This is a genomic window from Leyella lascolaii (genome assembly GCF_900079775.1).
In the GTDB taxonomy this organism is placed as follows: domain Bacteria; phylum Bacteroidota; class Bacteroidia; order Bacteroidales; family Bacteroidaceae; genus Prevotella; species Prevotella lascolaii.
On sequence record NZ_LT556050.1, the window covers coordinates 301,438 to 319,135 of the forward strand.

The 17,698-nt window shown below is 51.2% G+C and carries 17 protein-coding genes and 1 tRNA gene; 12 read left to right on the forward strand and 6 right to left on the reverse strand.

Translation table 11 applies throughout. The features are described 5' to 3' along the window. Positions 1–31: 31 nt before the first annotated feature. The 7 genes from BN4609_RS13660 (at position 32) to BN4609_RS13690 (ending at position 7,394) form a co-directional block, all read left to right on the forward strand. Positions 32–613, forward strand: a complete 582-nt coding sequence (locus BN4609_RS13660; RefSeq protein WP_068857161.1) for a thymidine kinase — start codon at positions 32–34, stop codon at positions 611–613. A gap of 295 nt (positions 614–908) precedes the next feature. After that, positions 909–2,009: an AI-2E family transporter gene (locus BN4609_RS13665; RefSeq protein ID WP_021993209.1), complete on the forward strand. Its 1,101-nt coding sequence runs from the start codon at positions 909–911 to the stop codon at positions 2,007–2,009. Positions 2,010–2,081: 72 nt separating this feature from the next. Continuing rightward, a tRNA-Lys gene (locus BN4609_RS13670) sits at positions 2,082–2,157 on the forward strand. 227 nt (positions 2,158–2,384) lie between these two features. Next, the gene (gene lysS / locus BN4609_RS13675; protein WP_068857162.1) at positions 2,385–4,112 is read left to right on the forward strand and encodes a lysine--tRNA ligase; all 1,728 of its coding nucleotides are present in this window, start codon (positions 2,385–2,387) and stop codon (positions 4,110–4,112) included. A 110-nt stretch (positions 4,113–4,222) separates the two neighbouring features. Continuing rightward, positions 4,223–5,218, forward strand: a complete 996-nt coding sequence (locus tag BN4609_RS13680; protein ID WP_021993207.1) for an NAD(P)H-dependent glycerol-3-phosphate dehydrogenase — start codon at positions 4,223–4,225, stop codon at positions 5,216–5,218. 65 nt (positions 5,219–5,283) lie between these two features. Then, positions 5,284–6,642, forward strand: a complete 1,359-nt coding sequence (locus BN4609_RS13685) for a glucose-6-phosphate isomerase (protein WP_068857163.1) — start codon at positions 5,284–5,286, stop codon at positions 6,640–6,642. Positions 6,643–6,653: 11 nt separating this feature from the next. Further along, a complete protein-coding gene (locus BN4609_RS13690; protein ID WP_068857164.1) occupies positions 6,654–7,394 on the forward strand; it encodes an inorganic diphosphatase in 741 nt (246 codons plus the stop codon). A gap of 116 nt (positions 7,395–7,510) precedes the next feature. Here BN4609_RS13690 and BN4609_RS13695 read toward each other — a convergent pair whose 3' ends face one another. The 4 genes from BN4609_RS13695 to mnmA all read right to left on the reverse strand — a co-directional run bounded on the left by BN4609_RS13695 (position 7,511) and on the right by mnmA (position 10,431). After that, positions 7,511–7,828, reverse strand: coding sequence for a heavy metal-binding domain-containing protein (locus tag BN4609_RS13695; protein WP_068857293.1), 318 nt, complete (start codon positions 7,826–7,828; stop codon positions 7,511–7,513). A gap of 21 nt (positions 7,829–7,849) precedes the next feature. After that, positions 7,850–8,260 carry a hypothetical protein gene (locus BN4609_RS13700; protein ID WP_068857165.1) on the reverse strand — a complete coding sequence of 137 codons (411 nt, stop codon included), beginning with the start codon at positions 8,258–8,260 and terminating at the stop codon, positions 7,850–7,852. 180 nt (positions 8,261–8,440) lie between these two features. Then, entirely contained in the window at positions 8,441–9,235 is a 795-nt protein-coding gene (locus tag BN4609_RS13705) for a hypothetical protein (protein WP_068857166.1), read from the reverse strand. Between the two features lie 110 nt (positions 9,236–9,345). Continuing rightward, entirely contained in the window at positions 9,346–10,431 is a 1,086-nt protein-coding gene (gene mnmA, locus BN4609_RS13710) for a tRNA 2-thiouridine(34) synthase MnmA (protein WP_241033271.1), read from the reverse strand. 966 nt (positions 10,432–11,397) lie between these two features. Here mnmA and BN4609_RS13715 point away from each other — a divergent pair. The 4 genes from BN4609_RS13715 (at position 11,398) to BN4609_RS13730 (ending at position 14,325) form a co-directional block, all read left to right on the forward strand. Further along, complete coding sequence (locus BN4609_RS13715; protein WP_068857167.1) at positions 11,398–12,360, forward strand: SPFH domain-containing protein; 963 nt, start codon at positions 11,398–11,400, stop codon at positions 12,358–12,360. A gap of 69 nt (positions 12,361–12,429) precedes the next feature. Continuing rightward, complete coding sequence (locus tag BN4609_RS13720; protein ID WP_021992793.1) at positions 12,430–12,630, forward strand: type II toxin-antitoxin system antitoxin; 201 nt, start codon at positions 12,430–12,432, stop codon at positions 12,628–12,630. After that, entirely contained in the window at positions 12,617–13,078 is a 462-nt protein-coding gene (locus tag BN4609_RS13725) for a hypothetical protein (RefSeq protein ID WP_068857168.1), read from the forward strand. Before BN4609_RS13720 ends, BN4609_RS13725 begins: the two co-directional genes overlap by 14 nt. Continuing rightward, positions 13,075–14,325 carry an alpha/beta hydrolase gene (locus BN4609_RS13730; protein WP_068857169.1) on the forward strand — a complete coding sequence of 417 codons (1,251 nt, stop codon included), beginning with the start codon at positions 13,075–13,077 and terminating at the stop codon, positions 14,323–14,325. The genes BN4609_RS13725 and BN4609_RS13730 overlap by 4 nt, the downstream gene beginning before the upstream one ends. A gap of 16 nt (positions 14,326–14,341) precedes the next feature. Here BN4609_RS13730 and rsgA read toward each other — a convergent pair whose 3' ends face one another. After that, on the reverse strand, positions 14,342–15,274 hold the full coding sequence (gene rsgA / locus BN4609_RS13735) for a ribosome small subunit-dependent GTPase A (RefSeq protein ID WP_021992796.1): 933 nt from the start codon (positions 15,272–15,274) through the stop codon (positions 14,342–14,344). Positions 15,275–15,409: 135 nt separating this feature from the next. Further along, a complete protein-coding gene (gene frr, locus BN4609_RS13740; RefSeq protein ID WP_021992797.1) occupies positions 15,410–15,970 on the reverse strand; it encodes a ribosome recycling factor in 561 nt (186 codons plus the stop codon). 632 nt (positions 15,971–16,602) lie between these two features. Here frr and BN4609_RS13745 point away from each other — a divergent pair. Further along, positions 16,603–17,685: an efflux RND transporter periplasmic adaptor subunit gene (locus BN4609_RS13745; RefSeq protein ID WP_068857295.1), complete on the forward strand. Its 1,083-nt coding sequence runs from the start codon at positions 16,603–16,605 to the stop codon at positions 17,683–17,685. Positions 17,686–17,698 lie beyond the last annotated feature (13 nt).

The following is a 17,698-nucleotide window of genomic DNA, read 5'->3' on the forward strand; positions in this document are numbered from 1 at the left end:
TTTAAAACGTCTTTGTACTTTTGCAACCAACATGACAGATTATTTATCAGACGAGGCACACCGCCCGGGAAGAATTGAAGTGATATGCGGTTCTATGTTTTCAGGCAAGACAGAGGAACTGATAAGGCGTCTGAAACGCGCCAAGTTCGCACGTCAGAAAGTGGAGATATTCAAACCGGCAATAGACACGCGCTATTCGGACGTTGATGTGGTGAGCCACGACAACACATCCATACAGTCGACACCCATAGAGTCGTCTTCAAGCATACTGCTGCTGGCGTCAGACATCGATGTGGTGGGAATAGACGAGGCGCAGTTTCTTGACGAGGGTCTTGTGGAGGTATGCAACGAACTGGCAAACCGCGGGACACGGGTCATCATAGCCGGGCTGGACATGGACTTCAAAGGAGTGCCTTTCGGACCTATGCCGGCATTGTGCGCCATTGCCGACGACGTGACGAAGGTTCACGCCATATGCGTGAAATGCGGCAATCTTGCTTATATAAGCCACAGGATAGTTGACGGTGAAAAGCGTGTGATGCTCGGTGAGGAGAGCGAGTATGAGCCGCTATGCCGCGAATGCTACAAGAAGGCAATGGAAGGAAGGATGTGACAGACATACTCAACCGGCAAGACACATGATGCGTACATGAGATACATAAATCATTGACAGCGTTCTTTCACAACCGTAGCGGACCCTTGATTTGCCCATATGATAAATTCTGTATAAAGCCGTTATAATATGCATCCGGGCTAAACAACGTCACACAAACGCCCGCACCGGATGCAATAACAGGGTGAACGAAACGGCAAGACATGGCATACTGAAACTCCAGAAACAACATATCAGACAATTGACGGAAATATAATACGCATTCATTACACCATTTCCAAACTAACATAAAATTATGCTTGAAGAAAAAATCACCTTCGATAAGTTCGTAAGATGGATGCTGATAGCAATCCTTGTCATTGCCGTACTGTATGCCATCAACTATCTTAGCGGCGCTCTATTGCCTTTCATAATAGCCTGGCTCTTCGCTTATCTGCTTTATCCACTGGTGAAATTCATACAATATAAGATGAAAGTAAAGGTCAGGGCGATTGCCATAATAATCGCGCTCCTTATAGTAATAGGTGTGATAGGCGGCATGGTATATTTCATAATACCTCCTATGATAGAACAGTTCCAGAAACTTTATGAGGTGTTCATGAGATGGCTGCAACAGACAACGCATACAAACGACCTGTCACTGATTGTAAAAAGATGGGTTGTAGACAACCAGCACGAGATAGAGAGGTTCTTCAAGAGCAAGGACTTCAGCGACATCCTGAAAAGCGGTATGCCCAAAGTGTTCTCCGTTCTCGGACAAACCGCCAGCGTGATTATAAGCATCGTGGCGTCATGCATAACACTGCTATACATGTTCTTCATACTCCTCGATTATGAATATCTCACGACCAACTGGATAAAGATATTCCCGAAAAAGAACCGTCCGTTCTGGCAGGAACTCATGAAAGACGTGGAACGCGAACTGAACAATTACATACGCGGACAGAGTTCGGTAGCTTTATGCATGGGCATAATGTTCTGCATAGGATTCACAATTATGGATTTTCCGATGGCTATAGGACTGGGAATTCTCATCGGAATAATGGATCTTGTGCCCTATCTACACACGTTCGCACTCATACCCACCGCATTCCTCGCCATGCTCAAAGCAGCCGACACGGGACAGAACTTCTGGTATGTATTCGGCTTGGCTGTAGGACTGTTCATCCTTGTACAGATTATCACCGAGACAATTGTCATTCCCAAAATAATGGGTAAGGCAATGGGGCTCAACCCGGCGATACTGCTGCTCTCGCTGTCTGTATGGGGTGCCATGCTCGGATTCATCGGACTGATAATCGCCCTCCCCCTTACAACGCTTATTATAGCATATTGGCAGAGATACGTAACCAAAGAACACGAAATAGACAAAATACAAGAAAAAAGCCTGAAATAATTTGCGTGTTTCAAAAAAAAGCAATACCTTTGCACACGCTTTTAAGATACAAGCTATCTGAGCACCCATGGAGATCCGTTAGCTCAGCTGGTAGAGCACAACACTTTTAATGTTGGGGTCTTGGGTTCGAGCCCCAAACGGATCACCAGAATACGGAAGACAATTATCAACTATGATAGTTGTCTTTTTTATTTATGTCCATCCTGGAAGCCAGAATTAAAGTCATGACTGTTTATTATAAAATGTGAAAATGAATAACCTTTCGGATTTATTTATTAAATTTGCATCATATTACGTTGAACATATGTATTTACACTCATACGCGATACACATGTCCGACGCACCACACTACATCGAATAAATTCTGATTAAGATATGAATATTTTAGAACTGAGCGAACAGGAAATTGTCAGAAGACAATGTTTACAGGAATTGCGTGACATGGGCATTGATCCATATCCGGCAGCTGAATATCCGGTAAATGCTTTTTCAGACGACATCAAGGAAAATTTCAATGAGGACGAAAAGCGCAATGTCACCATTGCGGGGCGTCTTATGAGCCGCCGCGTCATGGGTAAGGCAAGCTTCGCGGAACTACAAGACTCGAAAGGACGAATACAGATATACATCACCCGGGACGATATTTGTCCGGGAGAAGACAAAAGCATGTACAACAACGTTTTCAAACGGTTGCTTGACATAGGGGATTTCATTGGAGTGGAAGGTTTTGTTTTCAGGACACAGACAGGTGAGATAAGCGTTCACGCGCAGAATATAAAGCTTCTGTCGAAGAGTCTCAAGCCGCTACCTATCGTGAAATACAAGGACGGAGTGGCTTACGACAAGTTCGACGACCCCGAACTCCGCTACCGCCAACGCTACGTGGACCTCATCGTAAACGACGGAGTGAAAGACACTTTCATCAAACGTGCCACCGTGCTGAGGACACTCCGCAACGTTCTTGACGAAGCAGGATACACCGAGGTTGAGACTCCTACCCTTCAAACCATTGCCGGAGGTGCGAGCGCACGTCCTTTCATCACACACTTCAACGCATTGAACACCGACATGTACATGCGCATTGCCACGGAGCTTTACCTGAAAAGGCTCATTGTGGGAGGCTTTGAAGGTGTGTACGAGATAGGAAAGAACTTCCGCAACGAAGGGATGGACCGCAATCACAATCCTGAGTTCACGTGCATGGAACTGTATGTCCAGTACAAGGACTACAACTGGATGATGTCCTTCACCGAGCAGCTCCTCGAGAAGATATGCATCGCAGTGAACGGCAAACCGGAGCGTGAGATAGACGGAAACATCGTAAGCTTCAAGGCTCCATACCGCCGTCTGCCCATCCTTGACGCCATAAAGGAGAAGACGGGCTACGACCTCAACGGCATGAATGAGGACGAAATACGCGATGTATGCCGGAAGCTCAACATGGAGATTGACGACACCATGGGTAAAGGAAAGCTGATTGACGAGATATTCGGAGAATTCTGTGAAGGCACATTCATACAGCCCACGTTCATCATAGACTATCCTGTCGAGATGTCACCGCTGACAAAGATGCACCGCAGCAAGCCCGGACTGACAGAGCGTTTCGAGCTTATGGTCAACGGAAAAGAACTCGCCAACGCATATTCCGAGCTTAACGACCCCATAGATCAGGAGGAGCGGTTCAAGGAACAGATGCGACTTGCCGACAAAGGCGACGATGAGGCGATGATAATAGACCAGGACTTCCTCCGCGCACTCCAGTACGGCATGCCGCCGACAAGCGGAATAGGCATAGGAATAGACCGTCTCGTGATGCTCATGACCGGAAAGACCACCATCCAGGAAGTGCTGTTCTTCCCGCAGATGCGCCCTGAAAAAGCCATACCGAGAAGCTGTGTTGCCGAATGGACTGCGCTCGGTGTTCCTGAGGAATGGATTCCCGTGTTCAACAAGGCAGGCTACAACCTCACATCAGACATCAGGGAAGTAAAGGCGCAAAAGCTCCAGATGGATGTGTGCGGTGTGAACAAGAAATACAAGTTAGGCTACGAAAATCCGAAAGTGGACGACTTCCAGAAGTGGATTGACGCGGCAAACGCATGACATTCATACAACTGCCGGCGTGAGACACGGCATATACTCCAGAACATCACGCCGGCATCATCCGGAGGATATGATACCGCCGGGAATATGAAAATTACGATTCCAACAAAATGTTCGATTGCGGCAAAATAGCAATAATCGGAGGCGGAAGCTGGGCTACAGCCATAGCCAAGATTGTGATAGGCAAGACCGATCACATAGGATGGTACATCCGGCGCGACGACAGCATCGAGAACTTCCGCAGGATGGGGCACAACCCCAACTATCTTACAAGTGTCAGGTTCAATGTAGACAACATTTTCTTTTCCAGCGACCTGAATAAGATTGTCGAAGCCTACGACACTCTTGTGTTCGTCATACCGTCACCATATTTGAAGAATCATCTCAAGAAACTCAAAACCCGCCTGCGCGACAAGTTCATAATCACAGCCATAAAGGGTCTTGTAGCCGATGACAACCTTGCTTGCTCTGAGTTTTTCCACAACGTCTACGATGTTCCGATAAGCAGTCTGGCATGCATCGGAGGACCGTCTCACGCCGAGGAGGTGGCTCTCGAACGCCTCTCCTATCTCACAGTGGGCTGTTCCGACCAGGACAAAGCGCAGGCGTTCGCAGACGTCATCGCTTCCGAATACATCAAGACAAAGACCAGCAGCGACGTGCTCGGCATCGAATATTCATCTGTATTGAAGAATGTCTACGCCATTGCAGCAGGCATATGCAGCGGTCTGAAATACGGTGACAACTTCCAGGCGGTGCTCATGGCGAACGCCGTACAGGAGATGTCGCGCTTCCTTTCAGCCATCTATCCTCTCGAGCGCAACGTCTACGACTCCGTTTATCTGGGCGACCTGCTCGTTACCGGATACTCAAACTTCTCGCGCAACCGCACCTTCGGCACCATGATAGGCAAAGGCTACAGTGTCAAGAGCGCGCAGATAGAGATGGAGATGATAGCCGAGGGCTTCTTCGGAACAAAATGCATGAAGGAGAAAAACAGGCACATGCACGTGAACATGCCCATCCTCGACGCCGTATACAACATTCTGTACGAACGCATCAGTCCTCAGATAGAGATAAAGCTCCTCACCGACTCTTTCAGATAACAGTTCCGGTGACACATGGCATAAATCAGAACAACAAACAACAGACAACATAAAAAACAACAACGATGAAAAAAATCATCTTAGACATCACCAAAGCATCCTCGTTCCTAAAGGAGGGTGCCGTTGAATCTTACAAACAGCAAGTAAACGACGCACGCCGTTCTCTCGAAGAAGGCACGTGCCCCGGCAACGATTTCCTCGGATGGCTGCACCTTCCGTCATCGGTAACGCCGGAATTCATAAACGAAATACAGTCAGTTGCCGACACCCTGCGCGAGAAGTGCGAGGTGGTTGTGGTTGCGGGCATCGGCGGAAGCTACCTCGGAGCACGCGCCGTCATCGAGGCTCTCGGCAACTCATTCTCATGGCTCACAGGCGACAAGAAGAATCCTACGATAGTCTTTGCAGGCAACAACATCGGTGAGGACTATCTGTACGAACTCACCGAATATCTCAAAGACAAGAAGTTCGGAGTAATCAACATATCAAAATCAGGCACCACAACAGAGACAGCCCTCACCTTCCGTCTGCTGAAGAAGCAGTGCGAGACACAGCGCGGCAAGGATGAGGCACGCGATGTCATCGTAGCCATCACCGACGCCGTAAAAGGCGCCGCACGCGCAGCAGCCACAAAAGAAGGATACAAGACATTCGTCATTCCCGACAATGTGGGAGGTCGTTTTTCCGTGCTCACTCCGGTAGGACTGCTGCCCATCGCCATCGCAGGCTTCGACATAAAGGCTCTCATTCAGGGTGCGGCAGACATGGAGAATGCCACAAGCACCGATGTTCCGTTCGAAGAGAACCCCGCAGCCCTCTATGCCGCCGTACGCAACGCACTCTATGCACAGGCAGGAAAGAAAATAGAGATAATGGTAAACTACCAGCCCAAACTCCATTTCATGAGCGAATGGTGGAAGCAACTCTACGGTGAGAGCGAAGGCAAGGACGGTAAAGGCATCTTCCCCGCATCATGCGACTTCACCACCGACCTCCACTCCATGGGTCAGTGGATACAGCAGGGAGAACGCTCTATATTCGAGACCGTACTGAGCATTGAGAAGACAAACCACGAGGTGCTCTTCCCCAACGATGAGGAAAATCTCGACGGCCTCAACTTCCTTGCAGGCAAGCGCGTCGACGAGGTCAACAAGATGGCTGAGCTCGGTACACGTCTGGCTCACGTAGACGGCGGAGTGCCCAACATCCGCCTGTCCGTTCCGGAGCTCAACGAGTATTATATCGGACAGCTCATCTATTTCTTCGAGATAGCATGCGGCATAAGCGGCAACGTTCTCGGTGTCAATCCGTTCAACCAGCCGGGCGTTGAGGCATACAAGAAAAACATGTTCGCACTGCTCAACAAGCCGGGCTACGAGGCTGAAAGCAAGGCTATACAGGAGCGTCTTGCCGCTGAAGCATAAAACGTGTGGACATGATAGAGGCAGACATAAACGAATACATAAAGAAGCACAGCTTTGGGCGGTTCAGTCCCAAGGCTGTGCTTTTTGACATGGACGGCGTGCTCTACGACTCGATGCCCAATCATGCCATATGCTGGAAGCAGGCGATGGCTGAGTATGGCATAGACATGCCTGAAGCTGACACATACAAGTATGAAGGCATGCGGGGTGTGGAGACCATCCAGATAGTAGTGAAGCAACAGCAGGGACGCGACATCAGCGAAGAGGAGGCTCAGGAAATGTACGACGAGAAAGCACGTCTGTTCGGACTGATGCCCGAAGCTCCGATAATGGAAGGAGTAAAGGAGCTGATGACAGCCATAAAGGCTGACGGCATGCAGATAGGCATCGTCACCGGCAGCGGGCAGCGTCCGCTCATACAGAGGGTGCTCGACGACTTCGCCGACTTTGTAGACGAACGCCACATTGTGTGCGCCTACGACGTCAGACGTGGCAAACCCGCCCCCGATCCTTATCTCATGGGGCTTGCCAAAGCAGGCAACCTCCAGCCGTGGGAGGGCGTCGTCGTGGAGAACGCCCCGCTCGGTGTCAAGGCGGGAGTAGCCGCAGGGATATTCACCGTTGCCGTCAACAGCGGACCGCTCCCCGACTCCGCGCTCGCCTCTCAGGGTGCCGACATAGTCCTGCCACGCATGACCGAGCTGTGCCGACTGTGGCATGAGATAGCCGCATACGGCAAAAAGTCTATCTGAAAGACGGAAAACGGACAAGACACTCCGACGTGTGCCACCCTGTGCACATACGTTCTGTGTCCTGTCCGTTTTCCGTCTTAACGTTCAGTCAGTATGTCTATGCTTCCGTTTTACGGTCAGATGACAACCGCTGTTCCGCTGCATGTCACCATGAGCATTGAGTTGCCCTGACCAATAGTCTCATAGTCAAGGTCTATCCCCACCACGGCGTTGGCTCCCATCTGGCGCGCCCGCTCCGCCATTTCAGACAGAGAAGTGTCCTTCGCCTCGGCAAGCACCTTCTCGTAAGTGCCGCTACGTCCGCCGAAGAAATCGCGCAGACCAGCCATGAAATCCTTGAACACATTGGCGCCGATGATGGTCTCGCCGGTCACCACGCCCTTATACTCGCGTATAGGACTGCCTTCTATTGTAGGTGTTGTGCTTAATAACATATCCTCATGCATTTATGTTGTTCAACGATGGCAGTGTCCCTGCATTGGCGGACGTCCCGGACATCCTTTCACACGGTGGCACTTTCCCTGATGTTGCGGGCACGCCTTGGCGCACGCCGGGCTGTTCGCGCACTGAGCGTTGCCTGTGCAGTCGCCGCCCTTGCAGCATGTTCCCTTGCCTGCACATGCCGGAGCGTTCGGACAGTCCTTGCAAGCTGTCCCGGCACAGCATCCGGCTTTCTTGCAAGCCTCTGCTCCCGGACACACATCGCATGTCTTGCCGTCAGTCTTCTTCTTTACGTCTTTCTTCACATATCCGCTTGTCTGTGCCCCTGACTGACTCTTGCTTACGGCTGTCTTTATGTCCTGTGCAAAAGCCATCATAGCCACAAACGCGACAGCGGTCAGTGCCAATAATGATTTCTTCATCATAATAACAATCTGTTTTAATGTTTGTCTGTTTTGTTCACACTATCCGTGCGGACTCATGCCTGCCGTCATTATGTTATGCAGACAAACCGTTTCCGCACGTTGCAAATATAACATGAAATGGACTTGCAGGCAAATCCTGCAACATTTTTTAACGTCGCATATATATCAACACAATGTATGTCACTCCACTTTCCTCACCTTCAGACCATACTTCTTTCTGAATTCCATGGAGGCTTCATAGCTCGTCATATACTTTCTGAAAATTTTCGGCGACAGTACAACACCCGTCACCTCATACGAAGAACCGCCATAGTCGAACGTCAGCGAGAACCTCACCTCATATTCAGGATTGCTTATAAGCTCCGCCTTTATGTCCCTTACGCTCTCCCTTACATCCTTGATAACATCACGGCTCGCGGCATCCGTTATCCTAAGCGACTCCACAGCTATGACACCTCCTTCATAGGGAGGACGCTCTATGTGCGTAGTCACGCTGACATCCAATGATATTCCGTCACCGAAATCGCAGAAGTCACCATATCCACAACCGGGAAAAGGATTCAGCTTATGCAGTTCGTACGTAGAGGTATAGACGCTGTTGTCATGCTTGCAGGCTATTTTGGCATATGGCAAATGCCTTCTCCTGACGAAGACATCCTCAAAAGTATGCGTTTTCTTTCCCCTGTGTTCCAACAGCCCGGAAAGGCTGTCTGCCAGCTCCTCACGCTGCGACAGAAGGTAGCCGTTGTCGAGTTTCATCCCATACACGTTGCTGTCATAGATTGACTCACCCAATACCGCGCACACGCTGTCGAGCACCTCATACTTCTCCTTCTCCGTCATGAGCCGGTCGTCAGTCTGTTTTGACGAAGCTGAAAAGCCATACACATTTACAATTGTCATGACACAGAGTGCTGTCATTGCCGCACCACGCGCACAATAGCCCATACCATACTTGAAGTTATAAATATTCATAAGCTTCTGTTTTAATAAGATGATATCTGTAAGTAAGACATTAATGCCGTCTGAATAACAAATCCATGTCTCTTACCGTACCATAACCGGCATATCACATTACGTTCAATTCACACCGTAATCTCCGCCGACCCGATGCAACAATGGTGACGCTCGTCATAAACCACGCAGAACTGCCCCGGCGCCACGCCATGTATGGGTGTCTGCGAGTGCACCATGTATGAGCCCTCGCCCAGACGCTCGAGCCGTGCGGGATGGTATTCCGGAGTGTGGCGTATCTTGAACGTGACACCGCACTCGGGCGAGTCACCCCACGGATTCATCGTCAGGAAGTGGAAACCGTGCACCTTGAAGTCGGTCTTGTATGCCGTGCGCGGCTCATATCCGCGGCTCACGTAGAGTATGTTGCGCCCCACATCCTTCTTCACGGCATACCATGGACCGCCGCCGAAACCCAGTCCGTGCCGCTGCCCTATGGTGTGGAACCACAGTCCCCGGTGCTGTCCTATCTTCCTGCCCGTCTCCAGTTCGAGCACGTCACCGGGATTCTCGCCCAGATAACGCCTTATGTAGTCGTTGTAGTTTATCTTTCCCAGGAAGCAGATACCCTGTGAGTCCTTGCGCTTCGCGTTGATGAGATGCTCGCGTTCGGCTATCTCCCTCACCTCCTCCTTCATGTAATGGCCTATCGGGAATATCGCCTTGCGCAGCTGCCAGTCGTATATCTGCGCCAGGAAGTCGGTCTGGTCTTTCACCGGGTCAGGACTCGTCACGAGCCATTTCCTGCCGTCTATCATCTCTGTCTGCGCGTAGTGGCCTGTCGCGATGAGGTCGTAGTTGTGCCCCATCTTCTCGTCGAACGCACCGAACTTTATCATCCTGTTGCACATCACGTCGGGGTTGGGCGTATAGCCTGCGCGCACCTTGTCCATGGTGTAGCGTGTCACGCCGTCCCAGTATTCCCTGTGGCAGTCCACCACCTGCAACCGGCAGCCGTAGCGCGCGGCTACGGCAGTAGCCATCTCGAGGTCTTCCTCGCTCGAGCAGTCCCATTCCTCCTCTTCCTCCGGTCCTATCTTGATGTAGAAACAGTCGGGATGCAGACCCTTGCTCGCCAGTTCGTACAACACCACCGAACTGTCCACGCCGCCCGAGAGCAGCACGGCGATGCGCTTGTCGAATATATTCTCGTCCATAATATAGTGCATGATTATTATCCGTATGCAAACTTACTCATTATTTTTCATATTCCGACGCCTGACGGCATAAAATCCTCCGCACGTCATGTTACGCACGCGGGCATCTGCGGAGAACCGCCGCCGATGATTGACTTTATTTTTACAACAGCCCCCTCATAGCCGTGTCATTTCAGAAAAGGCGCGCACCCGGATGCGTAAACGCGATTTTTGGAGAATAGCGCAAGTCCCTGACGTTCCGCAAGTTAAGTTTTCCGGCATTCCTTTCCGCCCCTTATCACACCACGAAAGAGCCTTTTCCGCACCGCCGGACGGGCTTTTCAGCCTCATCATAACGCCCGTTCCGCACCCTCATATGGTACTTTCCGCAGCACAGGAAAGCCTGTTCCGTCTTCCGACACACATTTTCACGTCATTTCCACCGGTTCTTTTCATGCCACGGAAAGCCTTTTCCCTGTTTCCGTCTTCTGTTTCACCGGCACGTGAAGGACGTGTTTTTGGTAAAATATTTTTACAAGATGTATACACGTCTTACAGCTTGCAGAACCGCCATACGCCTGCCTCCGTATCATGTGAGAACACCATACATGCGTCATCACAGCCTTTTAAAAGCAAGGCTTCCGCTACAGTTGTCTGCCGGAACATCGTCTTGCCCGTCATCCTTTTTTCCAAGACATGCCGCGACAGGCAACATCAAAGCCAGCTATCACCACTATCCCATGCTATGTCCGTCGTGTGACAGCGTCGCAATGAATCAGGAACTGGCATACGCGGCTCATGTCCGCCCAAACCGCAGGAGGCGCATTGACGTTATGTGACAAATGATATATATGTACGCAATGAACGGAGGTGCCTGTTAATTCACGTTAAATTTCAGTGCGAGATGTTGCGAGTCAAGATATAAAATAATATATTTGCAATATCAAAATGATATCAAAACAAAACCAACCAAATTACTACACATTTATGGAAAATAAGGAATTCACATTCAAGGGAATGACCGTCAACGGCTTTCTTATGCTTTTCGTCAACCTGTTTCTCACAATTCTGAGCATCGCTCTCATTGTGCTTGGCGTCAACATCGGCGAGTCCGCCCAAGGCATCACTGCCGGAGTGGGCGGCGGAGTGCTCCTGCTCGTGGCGATTATAATGTGGTGCGGAATGATGCAACTCGAACCCAACGAGGCTCGGGTGATGCTTTTCTTCGGCAAATATAAGGGAACTTTCACCAAGGTAGGATTCTATTGGGTAAACCCTTTCCTCAGTGCCAAGAAGCTGTCCATGCGTGCCAGAAACCTCGATGTGGAGCCTATAAAGGTAAACGACAAGACCGGCAACCCGGTGATGATTGGTCTCATGCTCGTGTGGAAGCTGAAAGACACCTACAAGGCAATGTTTGAGATAGACTCGCAGACAATGGCGCAGAGCGGAAACCAGAACGCCGTGGGCAACTCGGTGTCGAGCATCATGAAGGCGTTCGAGAACTTCGTGAAGGTGCAGAGCGACGCCGCACTGCGACAGACAGCCGGACTCTATGCCTACGACGACAACGAGCAGGACACGGGCGAGCTTACCCTGCGCAGCGGAGGCGAGGAGATAAACCGCCAGCTTGAGGAGAAACTGGACGAGCGTCTGAACATGGCGGGAATCGAGATTGTGGAGGCGCGCATCAACTATCTTGCATATGCGCCCGAGATAGCAGCCGTGATGCTGCGCCGCCAGCAGGCTTCTGCCATAATAATGGCAAGGGAGAAGATTGTGGAGGGTGCCGTGTCGATGGTGAAGATGGCACTGCAGAAGCTGGGCGAGGACAATGTCGTGGAGCTCGACGACGACAAGAAGGCTGCCATGGTGAGCAACCTGATGGTGGTGCTCTGCGGAGACGAGCCCGCACAGCCGGTTGTCAACACCGGCACTCTCAACCATTGAGAAAAAGAGCCGGCTCCATGCCGGCTCACATAATTAACATAACCGGAACGGTCATGACTATATCCTGACATGGCAAAAAAAGAGACAAAGACAAAGAACTTCATCCTCAGAATCGACACCGACATGATGAACGCCATCGAGGCGTGGGCAGCCGACGAGTTCCGCAGCACCAACGGACAGCTGCAATGGATCATTACGGAGGCACTGCGCAAGAGCGGACGGCTGAAGAAAAAGAAGACAGAAAAACACGATAACGATGAGACGCAGTAACAACAAGAACAGAATAAAGGTATACCGCACCATGGAAGGCAACATCTTCGAGGCGGTGACAGCAGTATTGCTGATAATAATCTGGATACTGACTTTCAAAGAGCTGGGAGCCGGGGGCAACGCTGCGGCATCCACGACAGCGGCAGACGGTGAAGGCGCGGGAAAAATATTAATACCCAACATAGCGGTGACGGCGGCGACACTGTTGCTGCTCGTATCCGCCTACTTCCCCGACAGGATGATCAATCTTGACATAAAGATAAGAAACACCGCACAATACGCGCTCGTCATACGCATGGTGAGGGTGTTGGCATTGGAGACGGCTGTGATGTTTCTCGGCTGCAACGCCATCACCGGTTTTGCCGACAAGATATTTCCCGTGACTCTTCCTGTGGTCTTATTTGCCACCATCTTCATATTCAGATTTCTTATAAACAGAAAAGCATGAGAACCGTTCTCGCATCAATATCAGCCTTGCTTCTCGCCACAGCGGCGGACATGGCGGCGCAGACGCCCGACGGGCAATGGTCGGGCAGACTCGTTCTGGGACAGGGAAAAGAACTGCCTCTCGTACTGAACATCGCCACCGGTGACGACGGCAAGCCACGGTGCACGCTCGACAGTCCCATGCAGGGCGCGGAGGGAATAAAGGCTGAGGTGAACATTCTGACGGAAGACTCGCTCAACATAACCTTTCCCGACATTGCGGCAAAGTATGAGGGACACGTCAGCGGCGACTCCATCACAGGACGGTTCACACAGATGGGCATGCCGCTCAGGCTCGACCTGAGACGCGGAGGCTTGGTGACTGACCGTCCGCAGACTCCGCAACCGCCGTTCGCATACAGCACGCGCGAGGTGAGTTTTGAGAACAGAGAGGCGGGCGCGGTGCTGAGCGGCACACTGACCCTGCCCGAGTGTTACGACGGAAAGAAGCCCGTGCCGGTGGTGGTGATGGTGAGCGGAAGCGGCTTGCAGAACCGCGACGAGGAGCTGTTCGGGCACAAGCCGTTCCTCGTTCTTTCCGACAGGCTGGCACGCAGCGGCATAGCCTCGCTGAGATATGACGACCGGGGCACAGGCAAATCCACTGGCGACGCCGCCGGAGCGACAACCATCGACTTCATGAAAGACGCGGCTGCCGCGACAGAAATGCTGCGCGGCATGGACGTGAGGTTCTCCCGAATAGGCGTGGCAGGTCACAGCGAAGGCGCGCTCATAGCCTTCATGCTGGCTGCCGACGGCAAGGCAGACTTCATCGTGAGCATGGCTGGACCGGGAGTAAGGGGCGACACGATAATAGCCGGACAGAACAACGACGCACTCATGCGCATGGGCAGACCCGCCAATGTGTCTGCCGCAGACGTAAGGACACAGGCTGGGAGGAGCGGAAACGCATGGCTGGAGTTCTTCACAGGCTACGACCCGGCTGACGTGATAGCCTCGACCACATGCCCGGCGATGGTTATCAACGGGACGAAGGACACGCAGGTGAGACCGCGCCTCAACCTTGACAGAATAAGGAATCTGCTTCCCCACAACAGGAAAAACATGATAAGGGAATATGACGGACTCAACCACCTCTTCCAGCACTGCACCACGGGATATGCCGACGAGTATGGCGCGATAGAGGAGACAATGTCTGAAGAGGTGATGAAAGACATTGCCGGATGGATAAACTCGCTGGACGAGTGACGCGGGAACGGGCGGGTCAGTATGCCTCGCGGTATTTGTTTCCGTCCTTGTCCTCCAGCATCGACAGATAACTCTGATAACGGCTGGCAGCGATGTAGTGGTCTTCAACAGCCTTCAGCACGGCGCATCCGGGCTCATGTGTGTGGGTGCAGTTGCTGAAGCGGCAGTCCTTGGAGAAGCGGAATATCTCCTTGAAGTAACTCGTGAGCTCTTCCGGCTCCATGTCGAACGTTCCGAAGCCTTTTATTCCCGGCGTATCTATGATGTATCCCCCTCCGGGCAGAGGCAGCATCTCGCTGAAGGTGGTGGTGTGCATGCCCGTATTGTGGGCGTCGCTTATCTCCGCCGTGCGCAGATTGACACCGGGCAGCAGTCTGTTTATCATCGTCGACTTGCCCACTCCGCTGTGTCCGCTGAGCAGGGTGATGCGGTCGCGCAGCATCTCCATGAGCCCATCCATGCCCTCACCGGTCTCCGCCGACACGGCGACACACTTGTATCCCACTGTCTCATAAAGGTCGGTCATCATCCGCTGATAGCGCATGAGACTGTCGTCGAGCAGGTCTGTCTTGTTGAACACGAGCACCACGGGCACACTGTAGGCTTCGGCGGTGGCAAGGAAACGGTCGATGAACGTCGTGCTTGTCTGCGGACGCTCCACCGTAACGACGAGAAACGCCTGGTCTACGTTGGCTGCGATGATGTGACTCTGCTTGCTCAGGTTCTGCGATTTGCGTATGATGTAGTTCTTGCGGTCGCCTATGGCTGTGATGAATGCCGTGTTCTGACTGTTGAGCTCTATCTCCACATGGTCGCCCACAGCCACAGGATTGGTGCTGCGGATGCCTTTCAGACGGAAGTTTCCCTTTATCTTGCACTCCACAACGCTGCCTTCGACGGTCTTCACCGTATACCAGCTGCCGGTATTCTTTATCACTAAGCCCTGCATCTTGATGGGAATAAGAATAAAAAAGGCAAGAAAGAAAACAGACTTATCGCCTCCCGCGCCATGGCGGCAGCCTTGTGCTCCGGTGTCTGTACGACAGGAGAAGGCGGTGTCTGTGTTCTTTCTTGCCTGCCGTTTTTATACTGTCATTATCTCTTTAGTCTTTTCGTCAAGCAGATCGTCAATCTTTTTGATGTACTTGTCGTGTATCTTCTGAAGCTCCAGCTCGGCGTCCTTCTCGTTGTCTTCGGACAGTCCGTCCTTGATGGCTTTCTTCAGTTTCTCCTTTGTCTCGGCACGGGCATTGCGCACCTCCACCTTTGTCTTCTCGCCTATCTTGTTACACTGCTTCACAAGCTCGCGTCTGCGCTCCTCTGTAGGCTGCGGGATGGCGAGGCGTATTATCTCTCCGTTGTTCTCAGGAGTGATGCCCACATCACTGTCCATGATGGCTTTCTCTATGTCGCGTATAGCCTTCTTGTCCCATGGACGTATGGCTATGGTGCGTGCGTCGGGCACCGACACGTTGGCAACCTGATTCAATGGAACCATCGAACCGTAGGAATTAACCCTCACACCGTCGAGTATGGCAACATTGGCACGGCCTGCACGTACACGCGAAAGCTGTTCGTCCAGATACATCGCAGCCATTTCCATGCGCTCGCCGGCAGCATTTAATGTCTCTTTTACGTCAATCATATTTTCTTATATCGTTTGTTTATTTGGTTCAGCTGTAATCTTGTAAATGTCGCCCGCCATGAGGGAAAGGCGTATTCATGGCACAGTGATGCCTGCGAAAATCAGCTCCGGCGGTACAATCCGTCCGCCTTGCGCGGTAGATACAGGCGTTTTTTATTGATGCAAATATAGATATTAGTTTTTAAACATCCAAATTATTGTATTCGGAATTTACGCTGTCGGGCATCATATGCTTCGTTTCGCTGTCCTCACCCGCCGCAAACGGCATGGTCAGCATCCCGTCACGGCAGGCACGGGCATACGTCACGGTGACACCTTGCATTCACCATCATAAGGCTGTATGCCGCATATGGGAGCGATAAAAAGGACATGTCGCACCATTATTTGATAATTTTAGTATTATAGGAAGAACAAACCATAAAATCGGAAGGATGCATTGTGCGATTTCATATATTTTCAACCTTAATTTATAAATAATGTAAAAAGATTATGACATCTTTCTTCTAAATTCGTATCTTCGCACTACCAATACTTTTTTACTTTGACTTTTTTCGTGTGACATAATCTTTTGTGGATGCAAAAGAACGGTTCCACGCATTATGCAACCGAATTAATAAACTAAAAACTGGATGATGGACAAAAGACTGAAATGGGGCATGATAGCCGTTATTGCCTGCGCGCTGGTCGCATGGGGTGTGTATTCCCAGATGCCTAAGACTAACTCCGAGCTTGCAAAAGCCGACAAGATAATGCAAGGCAGCAAGGGGAAAAACAAGGAGCTGAACGTGAACGGGACAATCATAAAAACCGGTCCGCTTACCGACGAGTTCACTGTCACAGGAACGCTTATACCTGACGAGAACGTCGACCTGTCTTTTGAGACTTCCGGACAGGTGGTGAGCATAATGTTCAAAGAGGGCGTGCACGTGAAGAAAGGACAGCTTCTCGCCAAGGTGAACGACAAGAAACTGCAGGCTGAACTGAAAAGACTGGTGTCGCAACTCAAGCTGGCAAAGGACCGCGTGTACAGGCAGCGCACCCTGCTCCAGCACGACGCGGTGAGCCAGGAAGCCTATGAGCAGGTGAACACCGAGCTTGCCACACTGCAGGCGGACATCGACATAGTGAAGGCACAGATAGAACTGACTGAGCTGAGAGCACCGTTCGACGGAATAATAGGACTAAGGCAGATAAGCGTGGGAGCATATGCCACGCCGCAGACCGTTGTAAGCAAACTGACAAGAATAGTTCCGCTGAAACTGGAGTTCGCCGTTCCTGAACGCTATGCAAGAGACATCAAGCCCGGCACAAGGCTTCAGTTCACCATCGACGGAGTGCTCAACTCATTCCCGGCTAAAGTGTATGCGAAGGAGTCGGCTATCGACATGAACACCCATACACTCACCGTGCGCGCCCTTTATGCCAACCCCGACGGCAGACTTACGCCCGGACGGTATGCCAGCATAAACCTGAAGAAACAGGAGATAAAGGACGCAATAGCCATCCCTTCGGAGGCTGTCGTGCCGGAAATGGGAAAAGACAAGGTGTTCCTTTACAAATCGGGAAAGGCGCAGCCTGTAGAAATAAAGGTGGGACTGAGAACAGAAGACAAGGTGCAGGTTATCAAAGGACTTAACGTGGGCGACACTCTGATAACGTCAGGAACACTGCAGCTGCGCACCGACCTGCCGGTGAAGCTCGACAAGGTTGATTAACGCACTTAAAAAG